The following is a 16,853-nucleotide window of genomic DNA, read 5'->3' as shown; positions in this document are numbered from 1 at the left end:
CGGAAAGCCCCATGACCGGCCGGAGGACTCTAACCCCGCCGGGCAGCCGTCGGGTAGCGGCCGTTCGGCGCAGCGCCCGTGACGGCCACCACATCCGCGTGCGGTGCAACCGTTCGGCGGGCGGGCGGCATCAGAGAGGTGTCCCATCCCTACGACGAAACGAGGTGGCGCCTTGCCCGCGGATGCCGGGTTCACCGAGTACGTGACGGCAGGGGCCCCCTGGCTGCGCAAGGTCGCCTTCCTGCTCTGCGGGGACTGGCACCGGGCCGACGACCTGGTCCAGAGCGCCGTCACGAAGCTCTACACGCACTGGCCCCGCGCCCTGCGGGCCGACAACCTGGACGGTTACGCGCGCCGGACGCTGGTCAACACCTTCCTGGCCGAGCAGCGGACGTCCTGGTGGCGGCTGGTCGACCTGCGGCCGGCCGACCACGACCCGCCGCCCGCGGCCGGCTTCGACGTCGAGACGGCGCTCGACCTGCGCGCCGCGATCGACCGGCTGCCGCCGCGGCAGCGGGCGACCCTGGTGCTCCGCTACTACTGCGACCTGCCGGTGAACGACGTCGCGAAGACGCTCGGCTGTTCCCCGGGCACCGTCAAGAGCCAGACCGCGCGGGCCGTGGACGCGCTGCGCGGCATGCTGCCCACCGAGTCCTTCACCCTCCCGGAGGCGACCGCGTGACCGACGACGAACTGGCCGTGCGCCTGAAGGAACTGACCGACGAGCCCGCCCCGCCGATGGTGCTCGACCTCGACCGGGCCCGCCGGGACGGGGGCCGCCGCCGGCGGCTGCGCACGGTGACGGTGGTCGCGGGGTGCGCCGCGGTCGTGATCGCCGGCGGCCTGACCGCCGTGACGCTCACCCGTGCCCCCGCCCCGGACGCGCCGGTCGCCGCGCCGCCGCCCCCGCCGGTGGTCTCGGTCGCGCCGCCGCCGACCGACGATCCCCTGGTGGCCAAGGCGAGCTTCGGCTGGCTGCCCGGCGCCTTCACCGGCGTCGAATACGGCGTCGGCGCCCACGGCGACTACTCGCTGGCGATCGGCCGGGGCGACCTGGCGCCGATGATCTGGCTGGCGGTCTACGACAAGGAACCGCCGCTCGACCGGCTGAACCAGATGGGCGGGCACGCGGTGAGCGTCCCGGCCCGGATCGGCGACCGGACCGGTTACTGGGTCACGACCAACGCCGAGGACCCGCTCAACGGCGGCGACGCCTACCTGCGCTGGCCGACCGGGGACGGCCGCTGGGCCGAGCTGCACGGGTACTACCTCGACTTCCCGGACGTGCAGCGGTCGCTGGTGCGCGTCGCGGACGAAGTCACCTTCGCGAACAAGCCGGTGCCGCTGCCCCTGCACGTCAGCAGCCTGCCGCCGGGCTTCCACCTCAGCGAAGGCCAGCTGTGGCGGCGGCCCGACCAGGACGGCCGGCCGTGGACGCTGCAGCTGTACTACTCGGTGAACGGTGCCGATGTCGTGATCGAGGTCGCGCCGCCCGGCGGGACGCCGTCGAAGACGAACGACGCGGTGTGCGTCACGAAGAACGGCCTGAAGGCGTGCGTCCGGGTCGACCGCCCGGCCGCCGCGGGGCTGGACGCGATCGGCGGGCCCCAGGGCCTGCTGGACCGCATCACCCTGCTCGGCCCGGACGAGCGGAACTGGACCACGCACGTGATCGGCTGAGGGTCACGGTTCGGGATCGGACCCCCGCAGGGATCCCGGGTGCGCTTTCGCATCCGGGTCCCGGCGGGTCTTGAGCAGGCTGGCCACCGTGACCACCGCGAGGATGCCGAGGATCACACCGAGGCTGAGCGGGGTGGGGATCTCCGGGAAGCCCTCGTCGATGTCGACGTGCGCCCAGTGCAGGATCAGCTTCACACCGATGAACGCGAGGATCACCGAGAGCCCGGTCGAGAGGTAGACGAGCCGGTCGAGCAGGCCCTTGACCAGGAAGTACAGCGCGCGCAGGCCCAGCAGCGCGAAGGCGTTCGCGGCGAACACGATGTACGGCTCGTCGGTGACGCCGAAGACCGCCGGGATCGAGTCCAGGGCGAACAGCAGGTCGACGCCGCCGATCGCGACCAGCACCACCACGAGCGGGGTCACCAGCCGGCGGCCCGCGACCCTGGTCGTCAGCCGGCCGCCGTCGTAGTCGTCCGACAGCGGCAGCACCCGGCGGGCCGTGCGGACCACGACGTTGTTCTCGACGTCGGGGTCCTCGTCGCGGTGGCGGAACAGCTGCACGCCGGTGTAGATCAGCAGCAGGCCGAACAGCAGGAACATGAAGGTGAACAGGGACAGCAGGGTCGCGCCGACGATGATGAAGATCCCGCGCATCACCAGGGCCAGCACGATGCCGAAGGTGAGCACCTTGTGCTGGTGCTCCTCCGGGACGGCGAACGTGGTCATGATGATGACGAACACGAACAGGTTGTCGACCGACAGGCTCTTCTCGACGATGTAGCCGGCGAAGTACTCGGTGCCGAACTCGCCGCCGTGCGCCAGCGTCAGCCACACCCCGAACGCCACCGCGACCAGGATGTAGCCCACCGACCACGCGACCGCCTCGCGGAACCCGACCTTGTGCGGCCGGACCGCGGCGAGCACCAGGTCCAGCGCCAGCAGCCCGAGGATCACGGCCAGGGTGACGAGCCACGTGCCGGCCCCGATGTCCATTTCATCCCTCTCGTCTGTTGACGCGATGATAGGGGCGTCGCGGCCGATCCGCACGTGGACTCCACTGTGGACGGACACCGGGCCGGCCGGATTTCCGGGTATCCTTCGCACCGGGGACGAGAGGGAAACGAGGTGCGCGGTGTCCGTGGGCGAGCGGATCCCGGAGGGCGTCGACATCAAGCTGCCCAGCGCGGCCCGGGTCTACGACTGGCTGCTCGGCGGCAGCCACAACTTCGACGCCGACCGCGTCGTCGGCGAGAAGGTGATGGCGGTCCTGCCGTCGGGCCGGCAGGTGGCCGCGTCCAACCGGGCGTTCCTGCGGCGGGCCGTGCGGTACATGATCGACCAGGGTGTCACGCAGTTCCTCGACCTGGGGTCCGGCATCCCCACGGTCGGCAACGTGCACGAGGTCGCGCAGAACCTCGACCCGGCGTGCCGGGTGGTCTACGTGGACCACGACGAGGTCGCCGTCGCCCACAGCCGGCTCATCCTCGAGGGCAACCGCGACGCCGTCGTCGTCGAGGCCGACCTGTGCCGCCCGCGGACCGTGCTGAGCGACCCCGGCGTGCGGGCCCTGCTGGACTTCGACCGGCCGATCGGGCTGCTCATGGTGGCTGTGTTCCACTTCGTCCCCGACGACCTGCGCCCGGCCGAGATCGTCGCCGACTACCGCGCGGCGCTGCCACCGGGCAGCCACCTCGCGCTGTCGCACCTGACCGCCGACCACGCACCGCACGAGATGGCGGCGGTCGCGGACGCGATGCGCCGCAGCCGGGACCCGATGTACTTCCGCCCCTACAGCGAGGTCGCGGCCCTGTTCGACGGGCTGGAGCTGGTCGAGCCGGGCGTGGTGAGCGCCCCGCTGTGGCACCCGGAGCGGGGCATCCGCGACGCCGGGCCCGACGACGTCTACGCCGGCGTGGGCCGCAAGCCCTAACGCGGCCGTTCGGCTTCGGCGACGTCCTCGACCTCGTCCGCGTCCATCGCCTTCGTGTCCCGCGGCGGCAGGAACGGCTCGTCTTCGCTCTCCTGACCGCCTTCGATACCGCGGCCGCGGGCGAGTTCGGCGTCCAGCTCGGCGCCGAGCAGCACCGCGAGGTTGGAGATCCACAGCCACACCAGGAACACGATGATCCCGGCGAGCGAGCCGTAGGTCTTGTTGTAGGAACCGAAGTTCGCGACGTACACAGCGAACCCGGCCGACGCCGCCGCCCACAGCACGACCGCCAGCAGCCCGCCCGGGGTGAGCCACTTGAAGCCCGGCTGCCGCACGTTCGGGCCCGCCCAGTACAGCAGCGCGAACGCCAAGCTGACCAGGACGGCGATCACCGGCCACTTCGCGATCTCCCACACCTGCACCCCGGTCGGGCCGAGCCCGACGAGGTCGCCGAGCCGGCGCGCGATCGTGCCCGTCGCCACGACCCCCAGCGCGCACGCGGCCAGCAGCGCCACGATGCCGATCGTCAACCCGAGCCGCAGCGGCAGGACCTTCCACAGTGGACGGCCTTCGGGCATGCCGTAGATCGCGTTGCCCGCCCGCATGAACGCGCCGACGTACCCGGACGCCGACCACAGCGCGGCGAGCAGGCCGAACACCGCCACCGGCCCGGCGAGGCCCCGGGAACCCGACAGCTCCTTGATCGCGCCGACCAGGATTTCCCGGCCTTGGCCGGGCACGATCTGGTTGACGTTGTCGATCACGGTCTGCGTCGGGCCGGGGCCGAGCAGGCCCAGCAACGCCGTCAGTACCACCAGGCCGGGGAAGATCGACAGCACGCCGTAGTAGGTGAGCGCGGCCGCCCAGTCGGTCAGGTTGTCCCGGCCGAACTGCCGGACGGTGCGTTTGAGCACTTCCCACCACGAACGCCGCGACAACTCCGTCGGGCCTTCGGGTTGCTTTCCTCGTCTGCGCACCGGCACCAGCTCCTGCCTCGTCGTCGCGGGGTTTACCCGGTCGGGGCGAGGAGAAACCCGGTCGAGTGACTCAACCGTCCTTGCGGGCGTCGTAGGCCTCGTTCGCCGCCACCACGTCCGGCATCTGGCCTTCGACGTCCCGGATCAGGTCCACCAGCAGCGTCGCGGTGCGCCGGCCGCGCGGGGTGAGGCTGTACTCGACCTTCGGCGGGATGGTCGGCTGGGCTTCGCGCAGCACGAAGCCGTCACGCTCCAGCGCCTGCAGGGTCTGGGCCAGCATCTTCTCGCTGACACCGGTGACGCGGCGGCGCAGCGCGTTGAACCGGAACGTGCCGTCGTACAGCGCGGCCATCGCGAGGATCCCCCAGCGCCCGGTGATGTGCTCGAGCGTGGACCGGGACGTGCACGCCTGCGCGAACACGTCGAACACCACCTGCCCGTGCTCGTCCACCCACTCCGGCGCTTCCGTCATGACCCCACGGTACCGGGCACACAGCACAATCCCCAGTGACGGTACTCACCATCAGTTTGCACTTTCTCAAAGTTAGTACACTCTCAAGGTAAGCAATCCGACCTGAGGAGTTACGCATGATCGTGGTCACCGGCGCCACCGGACAGCTCGGCCGCCTGGTCGTGGACGGCCTGATCGAGAAGACCTCACCCGACGAGGTCGTCGCCGCGGTGCGCGACCCGCGGAAGGCCGACGACCTCGCCGCCCGCGGTGTGCAGGTCCGCGAGGCCGACTACGACCGCCCCGAGACGCTCGCGACCGCCTTCGCGGGCGCGGAGAAGGTGCTGCTGATCTCCAGCAGCACACCCGGCCAGCGGCTGGCGCAGCACCAGGCCGTGATCGACGCCGCCCGGGAAGCGGGCGTGCGTCACCTCGCCTACACCAGCGTCCTGGACGCCGACACCACAAAACTGTTCGTCGCGCCCGACCACAAGGCGACCGAGCGGCTGATCCGCGACGCGGGCATCCCGTTCACGTTCCTGCGCAACGGCTGGTACACCGAGAACTACGCGGCGACCGTGCAGCAGGCGCTGGCCACCGGATCCTTCGCCGGCAGCGCGGGCGAAGGCCGCTTGGGTGCCGTCCCGCGGCTCGACTTCGCGGAAGCGGCGGTCGCCGTCCTGACCGGCGAAGGGCACGAGGGGAAGACCTACGAGCTGGCCGGCGACCACCCGTGGAGCTACGCCGACTTCGCCGCGGCGATCACCGAAGCCGCCGGGACTCCCGTTGTGTACCAGGACGTTCCCCCGCAGGAGCACCGGCAGCTGCTCGTCGCGGCGGGCCTGCCCGAGCCGGTGGCCGACATGCTGACCGACGCCGACCGCGGCATCCGCGAGGGCGAGCTGACCAGCACCAGCGGCGACCTGAGCCGGCTGATCGGCCGCCCCACCACGCCCCTGGCCGACGCGGTCGCCACCCTCGTCAAGAACTGACGTCCCGGCCGTGCCCGCGGCCCGCCGGGGTCGCGCGCACGGTCACCGGATGCGCAGCTTGCGCATCAGCTTCAAGCCCGAAAGCATGCTCTCGACGTACTTCTCGTGGTCCTGACCCGGTCGCGGCCCCATGACCTGCTTCTTGAGCACCGCCATGTTCTGCACGTCGGTGTACTTGAGCAGGCCCTGGTCGCCGTGGCGGGCGCCGACGCCGGAGTTCTTCACCCCGCCGGACGGCGTTCCCTTGGCGGCGAAAGCGGTGGCGAGGATGTCGTTGATGTTGACGTTGCCCGATTCGAGGCGCGCGGCGAGCGCGCGGGCGGCCGTGATGTCGCCACCCCAGACCGAGGCGTTGAGGCCGTAGTCGGTGTCGTTGGCCAGCGCCACCGCTTCGTCGACCGTGCCGTACTTGTGCAGCGCGACAACGGGTCCGAAGGTTTCGGTGACCCCGCAGAGCATGTCCTTCGTGACGCCTTCGAGGATCGTCGGCTCGAAGAACGCCGGACCGAGGTCGGGCCGCGCCTTGCCGCCGCAGAGCACCGTGGCGCCCTTCGCGACGGCGTCGTCGACGTGCTCCTTGACGCGCCGCATGTGGTCGACGGACACCAGCGAGCCCATGTCGGGGCCGAAGTCGTAGGCCGCGCGGACGTCCAGGGCCGCGGTCTTGGCCACGAACGCCTTCGTGAACTCGGCGTAGCGGGACTCCGGCAGGTAGATCCGCTCGATGTGCATGCAGATCTGGCCGGTGTTGCCGAACGCGCCGAAGATCGCGCCCTGCGCGGCTTCCCCGAGATCGGCGTCGTCGAGGACGATCATCGGGTTCTTGCCGCCGAGCTCCAGGCAGCAGCCGATGAGGTTGCGGCCGGCCCGCTCGCCGATCACCCGGCCGGTGGCGGTGGAGCCGGTGAACATCACGTAGTCGGCGTGGTCGATGAGCGTGGGGCCGACGTCCGGGCCCTCGCCGCACACCACCTGGAACAGGCCCTTCGGCAGGCCGGCTTCCTCCAGCAGCTGGATGCCGTAGAGCGGCGAGAGCGCCGTCTTGTTGTCGGGCTTCAGCACCACGGCGTTGCCGGCCATCAGCGCCGGGACGGCGTCGGAAATGCCGGTGGCGAACGGGAAGTTCCACGGCGCGATGATGCCGACGACGCCCTTGGGCTGCCGGATCTCGGTCGACGTCGTCAGCAGCGGCACCGGCCCGCCGCGTTTGGTCGGCGCCAGCAGCTTCGCGGCCCGCCGGAGGTAGTGGCTCATCACCATCGCCGGGTCGCAGGTCTCCTCGATCGCCATCCGGCGGTTCTTGCCGCTCTCGACCTGGATGAGGTCGGTGACGACCCGCGCCCGGCCGACGAAGAGCGCGTGCGCCCGCTTGAACACGGCGAGCCGCTGCTTGACCGGGGTCGCGGCCCACTTGCGCTGCGCCTCGCGCGCGAGCGCGAACGCCCGCTCGATGTCGGCCGGCGCCGACTGCGGCAGCTCGACGAGCGTGTCCCCGGTGTAGACCTCGGTGAGCTTCCAGGTCGCGCCGGAGGTGCCCGGCACCCGGGCCACGAGGCCCTTCAGGAACGCGTCCGTCGCCGACGCCGGCCGGGTGATCCCGAGCGGGGTGAGGGTCATGGTCGCACTTCCCGTCAGTTGCCGGAGAGGACGAAGTTCGCGCCCATCTCGCCGATCATGATGCTGGGGGCGTTGGTGTTGCCGCCGGTGATCGACGGCATGATCGAGGCGTCGCACACCCGCAGCGCCTCGACGCCGCGGACCTTGAGGTCGGGGCCGACGACCGCGAGTTCGTCGACGCCCATCCGGCAGGTGCCGACGCCGTGGTAGACCGACGTCGCGCGGTTGAGGATGGCGTCGCGCAGGGCCTGCCCCTTCAGTGCCGGGCCCGGGTGGATCTCTTCCTTGACCGCGCCGTTGAACGCCTTCGAGGCGAAGATCTCGCGCGCCAGCTCCGAACCCTCGCCGAGCACCTCGAGGTCGGCCGGGTCGGCGAGGTACTGGGGGTCGATGACCGGGGCCGCGGCGGGGTCCGCCGACGCGAGCCGCAGCGTGCCGCGGCTCTTCGGGTAGATCAGCGTCGTCAGCACGGTGAGCGCGGTGCGCTTGTCGACGTCGTGCCGGATCGGCGCGTCCTGGTTCGGCGAGACGTACGCCCACGGCAGCAGGTGCAGCTGGAGGTCGGGAATCCTGCCGGCCTGGGACGTCTTGAGGAACGCGACCGCCTCGAACACCGAGTTCGCCAGGAACGTCGTCCCGGGCCGGAGCAGCTCCTTGACCAGGCCGCGCGCGAAGTACGCCGGCGTGCCGGAGTTGCGGCTCGACGTCACGTGGAAGGTCAGCGCGTGGAACATGTGGTCGTGCAGGTTGTCGCCGACCGGCAGGTCCGCGAGCACGTCGATGCCGTGCTCGCGCAGGTGCTCGGCGTGGCCGATCCCGGACAGCATGAGCAGCTGCGCGGAGCCGACGAACCCGGCCGAGAGGATGACCTCCTTGCCGGCGCGCAGCGTGCGCAGGCCGCCGCCGGCGTCGACGACTTCGACGCCGACCGCGCGGCCGTGCTCGATGACGACCTTCTTCGCCAGCACCCCGGACTGCAGCTGCAGCGTCGGGGAGGCGAGGTTGTGGAGGTAGCCGCGCGAGGCGCTGTAGCGCAGGCCTTCGGCGGCGTTCTGCTGCATCCGGCTGACGCCTTCTTGCGACTCGGCGTTGTAGTCGTCGAGGATCTTGCAGCCGACGGTGTCGGCGGTGGCCTGGATGAACTGCAGGGTGCCCTCTTCGGGGCTCTTGCTGCGGGTGACCCGGATCGGCCCGCCGGCGCCCCGGAACGTGTTCTCGCCGTCCTCGAAGTCTTCCATCCGCTTGTACGCTGCGTTGACGCTGTCGGCGTCCCAGCCGGTGTTGCCCTCGGCGGCCCAGGAGTCGAAGTTGGCGCGGTTGCCGCGGACGTAGACCATGCCGTTGATGGAGCTGGAGCCGCCGACGACCTTGCCGCGCGGCACCGGCATCCGGCGGTCGAGCGCGTGCTTCTGCGGGACCGAGTAGTAGCCCCAGTCGAAGGGCTTCTTGAGCTGGGGCACGGCATGCATCGGGCCGACCAGGCCCGGCTTCTTGAGCAGGAGCTTCTCGTCGGTCTTGCCGGCCTCGACGACGATCACGCTCGCCCCCGACTGCGCCAGCCGGCCCGCGATCGCGGCCCCCGAACTCCCCGACCCGACGACCACGTAGTCGGCTTCGTCGCCGCGCGGCGCCTTGTTCGCCATGTCCGCTCCTCGGTCCGGCCCGCCACCCAGAAACTATAACCTGTTCTAGTTCTGGCGTCACCGTATAGCGTTCCCGCACGACGCGCAATGTCCCCCGGCCCACCCCGCCCCTCGGTCGTCCGGGTTCCGCGGGCCGATCAGGGCGTCGAGCGCGGCGTCGGGGTCGTGTCGTCGGAGCGGGGCAGCATCTCCCTGAACACCGAAGACGGCTTCGAGCGCTACAAGGCCGGACCAAGCTCCTCATCGACCCCGGCCACGACCGCACCGCATTCGGCGGCCCCGACGCGCCGCTCGCCCCGAGGAAAGCATCCCGGCGGTCGTCGACGCCCTCGAAGCCCACGCGGGCTCCCCCGGTCGCCGGTTCCCGGACCGCCACGGCGAGGTCGTCCCGTGGTGACCCGTCACCTCCCGGCCCGTGCGGTTCTCACGGGTCCGGGTGCGGAGTGCATCTTCCGCAATTCCGGAGAACAACTTCGATAATGCGGAAGAAAGGCTTTCTCCTGCATTGAGGATTCTGCCGCCGAATGGGAGACTCCGGCCCTTTCGCGCCCTACTCTGAGGCCGCACTCAGGGGAGTTCGGCAATCGGGTACGGCAGCGCCGTCCCGGCCGTCAACGGAAGGGCTGCACGTGTACCGGTCATTTTCGGAGAAGCTCGCGGATCCCGATCTCATCGATCTCGGCGAGGGGATCTACGTCCTGCGGTTCGAGGTCATGAAGGTGGCCTCGGTCCGCGCGGCCGTCCGGGACCTGCTGGATCGCGGGGTCATCCGGCCCGGGCAGACGCTCGTCGACAGTTCCAGCGGCATCTACGGGCACGCGCTGGCGCTGGTCTGCCGCGAGTTCGGGCTCAAGTGCCACATCTTCGCGTCGATCTCGGTCGACGCCGGGATCCGCACCCAGCTGACCTACCTCGGGGCCACGTTCCAGCAGGTGCCCTCGTCGGCCAGCCTCAAGCACGACCAGGAGATCCGCGTCCGGCTCGTGCACAAGTACCTGCGCGCGAACCCGGACGCCTACTGGATGCAGCAGTACCACGACGACGTCCACTACATCGGCTACCGCGGTGTGGCGCAGACGGTCGTGGAGGAACTGGGCACCGACGGGCTGACCCTGGTCGGCGGGGTCGGCACCGGGGCGTCCACCAGCGGGATGGGCCGCTACCTGCGGGAAGCCTCCCCGGACGTGCGGGTGGCCGGGATCCAGCCGTTCGGCAGCCGGTCGTTCGGGGCCGAGTCGGCGCCGATGGACTCGTTCATCATCGCCGGCATCGGCAGCGGGATCCGGTTCGCGAACATCGACTACCGGGTCTACGACGCCGTGCACTGGCTGGACTTCGACGTCGCGGCGGCCGGCTGCCGGAACCTGCTCGCCACCACCGGCGTCTTCGCCGGGCTGTCCGGCGGGGCCGGCTGGCAAGTGGCGCGGCACGTGCGCGAGACCGAGCCGGACGGCGGGCCGATCGTCTTCCTCGCCGCCGACCCCGGCCACCGCTACGTGGACCTCGTCTACCCGGTGGAGGCCGCGGACGAGCCCGACCCCGGCTACCGGCCGCGGGAGATCAGCTCACTCGACGACCTGACCGGGCCGTGGTCCACGATGGACTGGGCCCGCCGGCCGTTCCAGGTGCAGGACGACCTGCCCGAGTGGCGGCAGGTCCCCCGGGCCGCGTAGTCCGGCGACCGTGGCGGCCGCTCAGGCCGCCACGGTCAGCACGGCCGCGGCCTGCGCCCCCTGCTTCACGTTGATCGGCGCCGCACCCCGCGGCGGTCCTTCGCGCAGGAAGACGCCGGCCGACCGGCCACCGAAGATGAGCGGTCCCAGCACCACCTCGCTGCCGCCGGTGCCGGACCCGGCCAGCCGCACCACGGCCGGGTGGACCCGCTCCTGGCAGACGAACCGGCCGTGGATCCGCTCGGCCAGCAACCGCCGCCACTCGTCGTCGGTCACCGCGGCGCCGAACACGACGTCCTTGCCGCCGTAGGCCGAGGACGGCTTGCAGACGAACCCTTCCCGCCCGGCGACCGCGACGTCCACTGTGGACTCCGAGAGCCGGAAGGTGGCCGGCACGTGCGCCGCGGCCAGCGCGCGTTCCCCGGCGTCGAGGTACCCGGCGTACCCGGGCGAAGTGACCAGCTCGAGGTTGGCCTTGTCGTCGAACAGGGCCGTCGCGGGCGAGCCGACGAAGTCGACGGCGCGGGCGTCGTCCAGCTCGATCAGCCGCCGGGTCAGCTCCGGCGGCACGAACCGGCGGGTCTCGTCCCAGGTGTACATCGTGATCACGACGTCGACCCGCCGGCCGCCGAAGCGCACCTCGTCGCCGGAGACGTCCAGATCGGACACCAGGCCGCAGCTGATGTCGTAGCCGCCCGAACGCACCAGGTCGACGAAGAACCGGCGGCCGGTGTCGGGGTCGGCCGGGTCCGCCGTCGCCTCGAACACGTGCGGGGGCCGGCCGGACCGCGGTTCGACGAGCGCGCCGAACGCCGCCAGCCACACGGCCGCCGTCACCGGCTCGCGCAGGCTCAGCCCGCGCCCGGCCAGGAACCGGCCGAACGCCGAATCCCCGGTGGCGGCCGAGTAGGCGGGCAGCGTGCTCATGCCGCCCATCGGCGTCGAGACGTTCAGCTCGACCAGCCGCACGCCGTCGGCGGTGACCAGCAGGTCCGGCCGCATGAACGACGTCGACGCCCGCCGCAGGCGCGGGTTGCGCAGCGCCACCCGGAACAGGTCGGCGTCCGGCTCGGGGACGCCGAGGAAGCGCATCCACGCGTCGACGTCGTCGCCGAAGACCCGGCGCGGGACATCGGTGATCAGCGCGGCCAGCCGCTGTCCGACGTCCTCGACACCGGCCGCCGCGTCCGGGGTGAAGAACGGCGGCGGGTAGCGGTGCGGCCAGTTCCCGCGGTGGAGGCGGGTCTCGAACTCCGCGCGGTCGGGCCCGGCCGCCGGGGTGGCCGCGAACTCCTCCCAGGCCGCCAGCACCCGCGGGTCGAGCGACGTCCAGTGCGTCACGGCAGGCGGCCCTGGGCGCGCAGGGCGTTCAGCACGGTGTTGACCGCCTCCGACGACTGGTCGACGCCGGTGGCGCGGAACGAGTAGTTCAGCCCGCCCGGGTTGACCAGGTTGAACTCCATCACGTACGGGTAGGCCAGGTCGATGCCCGAGTAGAAGACGCCGTGCTCCATCAGCCGCTTGCCGAGCCGGCGCACGAACCCGTCCTCCTCCGCCGTCAGCGTCAGGCCCTCGAACTTGGTGCCGAGGGTGACGTTGGCGCGGTCGTCGTGCTCGAAGTGGAACCGGCGGAACCCGCACACCGGGACGTCGCCCGCGATGATCACGCGCTTCTCGTTCTCCCGGACGTTCGGGATGTACTCCTGCACGGCCGTGTACCGCTTGGCCAGGCCGATGATCTCGCGGCTGTACATCTCGTACCGCGGCACGGCGTTGCCGGTGGCCGACTGCAGCAGCGCGGCCCGGTTGCGCTCGGTCTTGGACAGGAAGTAGACGTCGGCGCCGCAGCCCTCGTTGGTCGGCTTGAGCACCCAGGTGCGTTCGGCGTCCGACTCCACCAGCCCGGTCAGGAAGTCGAAGTCGTTCGAGACGTAGGACGCCGGCAGGTTCTCCCGCGGCACGACCGACCCGAGCGTCGTCTTGGAGTTGAGGTAGAACAGCGCGGAAGCCTCGTTGACGAACGGCACCCGCTGGTTGAGCACCCACAGCAGCTGGAAACTGTCCGCCTGCACCTCGGGGTTCGTGCCCGCGAGCACCCACACCAGGTCGAAGTCCTCGGCCGAAGCGTAGCTCTCCGAAAGGGCCGGGAAGTCGTGCCCGGTCAGGTATTCGTCGGAGAGCCGCACCCGGTCGCAGACGACGACCGAGTCGTGGACCGACAGGGTGTCGATGTCGCCGATGTACACGTCGTGGCCTTCGCGGTGCAGCGCGCTCGGGATGATCGAGTGGTTGTCGAGCCGGAACTTCGCGACCTCGGAGACCAGGACGAGGATCTTGTAGGGCACGGGTCGGTCCTTTCGGGGAGCGGGTTCACGACCCGCGGGTGAACGCCGTGACAGCGCGGGCGAGGTGGGTTTCGAGCTCTTCGCGGGTGTCGCCGACGGCGACGACGAACCCGTGCCGGTCCCGCGACTGGCGCACCACCGGCGGGCGGTCGCCGGGGACGGCGGACAGGTGGGCTTCCACGACCCCGGGCAGCGCCGAGACCGCGGTCAGGTCGACGGCGGGCACGGGCGTGCCCGGGGGGAACGTGACGTAGCGGATCCCGGCGACGCGCCGGCGTGCCGGGCCGGCCGGCGTGGGCCGGCCGAAGACGACGGCCATGGACTGCTCGAAGACGTCCTCCCCGAGCGCGAGGCCGAGCATGTCGCTGATCCGGTCGCCGCCTGGCCGGCCGTGCGACTCGATCAGCCGCGGCCCGTCCGTGGTCAGCATCACCTCGGTGTGCGAGACGCCGTAGTGGTAGCCTGCGGCGTCGAGCGTCGCCGCGACGAGGTCCGCGATGGCCGTGGCCTGCCCCGGGTCCACCGGCAGGGTGTGCCCGGTCTCGACGAAGTGCGGAGCTCCGGTCGTCGCCTTTTCGGTGATCGCGAGGATCCGGTGGCCGCGCGGCGAACTCATCGCCTCGACGCTGTATTCGCTGCCGTGCAGGAACTCTTCGACGAGGTGGGGACGGTCGAGCTCGGTGAGGGCCTCGGCGTCGGCCGGGCCGTCCAGCCGGGTCACGCCCGCGCTGCCGGTGCCGTCGACCGGCTTCACGATGCACGGGTACCCGATGCGGGCGATGGCCCGGCCCAGTTCGGCGAGGGTGTCGCAGACCGCGTGCGCGACCGGGACGCCGGCCAGGTCGCCGACCGCGGCGCGCAGTTTCGCCTTGTCCCGGAACGTCTCCAGCGCGCCCGGCCGGGTGCCCGGCCAGCCCAGCCGCTCGTTGACCACGGCCGCCGCCGAGCAGCCGAGCTCGCCGAACCCGAAGCAGGCGACCGGACCGGGGAGGTCCAGTTCGCGCAGGCGGGTCACCAGGGCGCCGGGATCGGTCGTCCACGGGCTGCGGAAGACGAGCCCCGGCACGTCGCCGGGGTCGGGCCCGTCGGGCGCGGGGACGACGACCATGCTCAGCCCGAGCCGGCGGGCGGCGTCGATCACCAGGTCGCGGGGGTTGAGCAGGACGACGGTTTCAGGCATGGCTGACCCGCGCTTTCGGCAGGAGGAGGCTGGTGACGGCGGCGATCACGGACACGCCGATCAGCACGAGCCAGACGTCGTTGCCGCTGAGCAGCTGCACGAGGTAGCCACCGAGGCTGGCGCCGGCGAGGCTGCCCACGGCGCCGGCCGCGCTCATCGCGCCGAGCGCGATCCCGGTGCGGCGCACCGAGCTCGCGCGGATCGCCTGCTCGTCGAGGCTCGGCCCGATGAGCATTTCGGCGACGGTGACCGGCAGGGCGAAGACCAGCAGCGAGAACCAACCGGCGTGGGCCAGCAGGACCGCGTACGCGCACGCGAAAGCCAGGAAGCCCAGCGCGAGCAGGGTGCGGTTCGCGGCCCGCGCGAAGACGTGGCGCAGCAACGCGTACTGGCACAGCACGACCAGCACGCCGTTGACGGTAAAGACGACCGCGATCGCCGCCGTGCTGCCGGTCATGGCCAGGGCCGCGATCGGCACGACGACGTTGAGCTGGCTGTAGATCGCCCAGTAGGTCACGCCGAGCCCGAGCAGCGTGAGCCAGTGCGCCCGGCCCCACCGGCCGTCCGGGGGCTCGGGGGCCACGGTGGCCGGCCGCGGCCGGGCCGCCGCGGCGCCCGGGCGGGCGAGCAGCCGGACGCCGAGGATCAGGTGGGACAGCACGCAGGCAGCGAGGATGTACCGGAAGCCGAGAGGGTAGACGACGGCGCCGAGCGCCGGCCCGGCGACCACGCCGATGTTGACGAACGTCGACCGCAGGGCGAGCATCGCCCGCGGCCCGACGCCGTCCTCGGCGACCAGCCGGGTCTTGATCGCCAGGCCCAGCAGCGAGCCGCCGACCCCGACGGTCACCACCCCGCCGACCAGCGAGGCGGACAGTCCGCCTCCGCCGACGCCGAGCAGGACGTACCCGGCGATCCGCAGCGCGAAGCCGGCGGCCATGACGGCCCGGGGGCCGAAGCGGTCGACCAGGAACCCGGTCAGCAGCGAGAAGGCCTGGCCGGAGAAGGCGAGCAGGCCGACCAGGAACCCGGCCTCCCCCACCGCTACCCCGCGGCCGGTGAGCTCGATCGCCAGCAACGGCAGGAACATGAACGTCGTGAGCCCGGTCAGCAGCACCGTGACCAGCAGGGCCCGCCCGTCCGAGGACGTTTCGCGCCAGGCTGTCACGGCGTGTCCGCCCCGACGTTCGCCGTCAGCCACGTTTCGGTTTCCCACAGCCGGAGTTCGACCTCGGCGGTGTCCCGGCCCTCGACCATCGCCCAGCAGAGGTGGGAGGTGCTGTTCTGCGCGACCGCCCCGGCGGCGAGGGCGGTGTTGACCTCGTACTCGGTGACCCACGGGAACGGCGGCCGCCCGGGCGCGCGCACCGCGTGCCCCGGCGGGACGATCGCGACCGCGCCGTGCAGCCTCGCGGGCGGTCCGCTCGGCGCGTCGGCCACCGGCAGCCCGGTGGACAGCCGCAGCCACACGGTCAGCGGGTCCAGGCCGTAGGTCGCGCGGGTGAGCGCGGGGATCCGGGCCCCGCCGACCCGCGACGCGATCTCGCACAGCAGCAGCTCGCCGCTGGGGGTGCGGAAGACCTCGAGGTGGTAGGCGGACACGGCGGGCGCGTCGAACGCGGCGAGGCAGTCGTCGAGGAACGCGGTCAGCTCGATCGCGACCGGGTCGTCCGGGTGCAGCTGCAGGGAACCGTTGTTCTCCCCCGAGAGCACGCCAAGGCAGCTGCGCAGGTACCGCGAGCAGGCCACGAACCGGTAGCCGTCCGCGAACACCGCGTCGACGTGGTGGACCTCGCCCTCGACGAACTCCTCGGCCATCAGGTCGTCACGCCAGTGCCGGCGGCTGAACGCGGTCAGGTCGCGGTTGTCCCGCAGCACCGTGATGTCGCGGGAACCGCCCTGCTTCCGGGGCTTCACGACGACCGGGTAGCCGACGTCGCCGATGAAGTCGAGCAGGTCGGCGAAGGTGCCGAGACCGGCGAAGCGCGGCGTGCGGACGCGCTTGCCGGCCACCTCCTTCATGACGACCTTGTCGCGGAAGGACAGTGCGCTTTCCGGCGACTGGCCGGGCACGCCGAGGTGGGCGCGGATCCGGGCCACGCGTTCGAGGTCGTACTCGTTGTCCGTGATCACGTGGTCGAAGACGCGGTCCCGGGCGAGCTCGCGCAGGCGGAGTTCGGCGTACGGCACGAACTCGCAGTCCGGCACGTACTCGTAGTGCGCGAACCCCGCGGTCGCCTCGAGTTCGTTGTGGCTGAAGACGTGCAGCCCGGCCGTGTGTTCGGGCAGCATGGCCGCGTAGTCGTTGAGCCGTCCGTAGTTGACCACCGCGATATTGCCCACCACAACCGCCCCCTCGCCACTC

The 16,853-nt window shown here is 71.6% G+C and carries 15 protein-coding genes; 5 read left to right on the top strand and 10 right to left on the bottom strand.

Features of this window, described 5'->3' with window-relative positions; genetic code table 11:
* Nucleotides 1-172: 172 nt before the first annotated feature.
* Together OHS18_RS01435 and OHS18_RS01430 are read left to right on the top strand one after the other, a co-directional pair.
* Nucleotides 173-682 carry a SigE family RNA polymerase sigma factor gene (locus tag OHS18_RS01435; RefSeq protein WP_328615599.1) on the top strand — a complete coding sequence of 170 codons (510 nt, stop codon included), beginning with the start codon at nt 173-175 and terminating at the stop codon, nt 680-682.
* Nucleotides 679-1,680: a hypothetical protein gene (locus tag OHS18_RS01430; protein WP_328615598.1), complete on the top strand. Its 1,002-nt coding sequence runs from the start codon at nt 679-681 to the stop codon at nt 1,678-1,680. The genes OHS18_RS01435 and OHS18_RS01430 overlap by 4 nt, the downstream gene beginning before the upstream one ends.
* Before the next feature lie 3 nt (nt 1,681-1,683).
* Here the strand turns inward: OHS18_RS01430 and OHS18_RS01425 are convergent, their stop codons facing one another.
* Nucleotides 1,684-2,673: a TerC/Alx family metal homeostasis membrane protein gene (locus OHS18_RS01425; protein WP_328615597.1), complete on the bottom strand. Its 990-nt coding sequence runs from the start codon at nt 2,671-2,673 to the stop codon at nt 1,684-1,686.
* A gap of 139 nt (nt 2,674-2,812) precedes the next feature.
* On the opposite strand from OHS18_RS01425, the gene OHS18_RS01420 reads away from it, so the two are divergent.
* Nucleotides 2,813-3,610 carry an SAM-dependent methyltransferase gene (locus tag OHS18_RS01420; protein ID WP_328456910.1) on the top strand — a complete coding sequence of 266 codons (798 nt, stop codon included), beginning with the start codon at nt 2,813-2,815 and terminating at the stop codon, nt 3,608-3,610.
* Here the strand turns inward: OHS18_RS01420 and OHS18_RS01415 are convergent.
* Together OHS18_RS01415 and OHS18_RS01410 are read right to left on the bottom strand one after the other, a co-directional pair.
* Nucleotides 3,607-4,593 carry a YihY/virulence factor BrkB family protein gene (locus OHS18_RS01415; RefSeq protein ID WP_328456912.1) on the bottom strand — a complete coding sequence of 329 codons (987 nt, stop codon included), beginning with the start codon at nt 4,591-4,593 and terminating at the stop codon, nt 3,607-3,609. The two genes, OHS18_RS01420 and OHS18_RS01415, sit on opposite strands and share 4 nt — an antisense overlap.
* 64 nt (nt 4,594-4,657) lie before the next feature.
* Nucleotides 4,658-5,059 carry a winged helix-turn-helix transcriptional regulator gene (locus OHS18_RS01410; protein WP_328615596.1) on the bottom strand — a complete coding sequence of 134 codons (402 nt, stop codon included), beginning with the start codon at nt 5,057-5,059 and terminating at the stop codon, nt 4,658-4,660.
* Between the two features lie 116 nt (nt 5,060-5,175).
* Here OHS18_RS01410 and OHS18_RS01405 point away from each other — a divergent pair, with 116 nt between their 5' ends.
* Entirely contained in the window at nt 5,176-6,030 is an 855-nt protein-coding gene (locus tag OHS18_RS01405; RefSeq protein WP_328615595.1) for an SDR family oxidoreductase, read from the top strand.
* 42 nt (nt 6,031-6,072) lie between these two features.
* Here OHS18_RS01405 and OHS18_RS01400 read toward each other — a convergent pair whose 3' ends face one another.
* Both OHS18_RS01400 and OHS18_RS01395 read right to left on the bottom strand, forming a co-directional pair.
* Entirely contained in the window at nt 6,073-7,647 is a 1,575-nt protein-coding gene (locus tag OHS18_RS01400) for a succinic semialdehyde dehydrogenase (protein WP_328615594.1), read from the bottom strand.
* A 14-nt stretch (nt 7,648-7,661) separates the two neighbouring features.
* Nucleotides 7,662-9,290 (bottom strand): GMC family oxidoreductase, encoded by a 1,629-nt coding sequence (locus OHS18_RS01395; RefSeq protein ID WP_328615593.1) that lies wholly within the window; start codon nt 9,288-9,290, stop codon nt 7,662-7,664.
* Nucleotides 9,291-9,919: 629 nt separating this feature from the next.
* Here OHS18_RS01395 and OHS18_RS01390 point away from each other — a divergent pair.
* Entirely contained in the window at nt 9,920-10,963 is a 1,044-nt protein-coding gene (locus OHS18_RS01390; protein ID WP_328615592.1) for a pyridoxal-phosphate dependent enzyme, read from the top strand.
* Nucleotides 10,964-10,984: 21 nt separating this feature from the next.
* Here the strand turns inward: OHS18_RS01390 and OHS18_RS01385 are convergent, their stop codons facing one another.
* From OHS18_RS01385 to OHS18_RS01365, 5 genes are read right to left on the bottom strand one after another with little or no spacing between them, the layout of a single operon-like run.
* Nucleotides 10,985-12,304 (bottom strand): hypothetical protein, encoded by a 1,320-nt coding sequence (locus tag OHS18_RS01385; RefSeq protein WP_328456920.1) that lies wholly within the window; start codon nt 12,302-12,304, stop codon nt 10,985-10,987.
* Nucleotides 12,301-13,308, bottom strand: a complete 1,008-nt coding sequence (locus OHS18_RS01380; RefSeq protein ID WP_328456922.1) for an ATP-grasp domain-containing protein — start codon at nt 13,306-13,308, stop codon at nt 12,301-12,303. The genes OHS18_RS01385 and OHS18_RS01380 overlap by 4 nt, the downstream gene beginning before the upstream one ends.
* 25 nt (nt 13,309-13,333) lie before the next feature.
* Entirely contained in the window at nt 13,334-14,488 is a 1,155-nt protein-coding gene (locus OHS18_RS01375) for an ATP-grasp domain-containing protein (protein WP_328456924.1), read from the bottom strand.
* Nucleotides 14,481-15,656: an MFS transporter gene (locus tag OHS18_RS01370; protein ID WP_328615591.1), complete on the bottom strand. Its 1,176-nt coding sequence runs from the start codon at nt 15,654-15,656 to the stop codon at nt 14,481-14,483. Before OHS18_RS01370 ends, OHS18_RS01375 begins: the two co-directional genes overlap by 8 nt.
* Nucleotides 15,653-16,834 (bottom strand): ATP-grasp domain-containing protein, encoded by a 1,182-nt coding sequence (locus OHS18_RS01365; protein WP_328615590.1) that lies wholly within the window; start codon nt 16,832-16,834, stop codon nt 15,653-15,655. The genes OHS18_RS01370 and OHS18_RS01365 overlap by 4 nt, the downstream gene beginning before the upstream one ends.
* Nucleotides 16,835-16,853: the final 19 nt, after the last annotated feature.

The sequence above is a fragment of the Amycolatopsis sp. NBC_00355 genome (assembly GCF_036104975.1).
Taxonomy (GTDB): Bacteria; Actinomycetota; Actinomycetes; order Mycobacteriales; family Pseudonocardiaceae; genus Amycolatopsis.
The sequence above is the reverse complement of the archived record's forward strand: the minus strand, read 5'-3'. Positions and strand labels throughout refer to the sequence as shown.